Annotated in this window: 1 protein-coding gene; it reads left to right on the top strand. The window is 45.2% G+C overall.

Going from position 1 to position 1334, the window contains the following annotated elements; translation table 11 throughout:
• Positions 1 to 108: 108 nt before the first annotated feature.
• Positions 109 to 1334: IS1182 family transposase (locus GON22_RS25480; protein WP_160398861.1), on the top strand; the 1226-nt coding region annotated here is incomplete at its 3' end.

The raw sequence follows: 1334 nt of genomic DNA, 5'->3' as shown, positions 1-1334 counted from the left end.
CACTGAAAAAGTCCAACTCTTAGAAAAGGTACAGCCCTTCAAAAAAGTTGAAGAGGCTATGCCTTTTTTGCCGTATAATTGAGTCATTACAAAAAAGTAGGTGAGCGGATGATCCGGCAACAGCAAACCTTGGTCCTGAGTCCTTATGCGGCACTGTATGACATCGTCGTGCCGAAAGACAATATGCTTCGTCAAATCAACGAACTGGTGGATTTCACATTCATTTACGAGGAATTGGAATCAAAATATTGTTTGGACAATGGGCGCAATGCGATTGATCCGCTTCGCATGTTTAAATACTTGCTTCTCAAAGCCATTTTTGAACTTTCTGACGTAGATATTGTTGAACGATCCAAATACGATCTGTCCTTCAAATTCTTTCTCGGCATGGCGCCAGAAGACTCGGTCATCGACCCTAGTTCCCTAACGAAATTCCGCAAATTGCGCTTGAAAGACATCAACCTGTTGGACATGCTCATCAGCCAAACTGTAGCCCTCGCCATCAAGCAAGAGATTCTCACGAGCAGCGCCATCATCGTAGACGCCACGCATACGAAAGCACGCTACAACCATAGGTCGCCGCAGGAAATTCTGCAAGACCGTGCACGAAAATTGCGAAAAGCGGTTTACACCATGGATGATTCGGCGAAAGTGAAAATGCCAACAAAGAATACAACCAACGTACTTGAAGATGAAATTGCCTATTGCAAAAAACTCGTTAACTTCATTGAAAACGAATCCGGGATCGCCCAAGTGCCGAAAATTTTGGAGCCGCTTAACCTGTTAAAAGAGACCGTCGAGGATGACGTTGAGCAGCTTCGCTTAGCAGCCGATCCTGACGCGCGTGTGGGACATAAGAGCGCAGACTCTTCTTTCTTTGGATACAAAACACATTTAGCGATGACCGAAGAACGTATTATTACGGCAGCAGTGATTACGACAGGCGAGAAAAACGACGGCAAGCAATTGCAAGAGCTAATCGAAAAAAGCCAAGCAGCCGGCATGCAAGTGAAAACGGTGATCGGGGATACGGCGTATTCCGAGAAAGATAACCTGATCTACACGAAAGAAAATGAGATTGAACTCGTAGCGAAGCTTAATGGGCTCATTACACAAGGTGCCCGCAAAAAAGAGGACGAATTTCTGTTCAACAAAGATGCCGGTTTGTATGTATGCAAAGCAGGACATATGGCCGTACGAAAGGAACGGAGGGACAAGAAGAATGGTGGTGCAAACCCAACCGAGACCTATTATTTTGATATTCGAAAATGCAAGCAATGCCCAATGAAAGAAGGCTGCTATAAAGAGGGAGCCAAAAGCAAGACGTACTCCGT

This window comes from Paenibacillus sp. MMS18-CY102 (assembly GCF_009789195.1).
In the GTDB taxonomy this organism is placed as follows: Bacteria; Bacillota; Bacilli; order Paenibacillales; family Paenibacillaceae; genus Paenibacillus_T.
The sequence above is the reverse complement of the archived record's forward strand: the minus strand, read 5'-3'. Positions and strand labels throughout refer to the sequence as shown.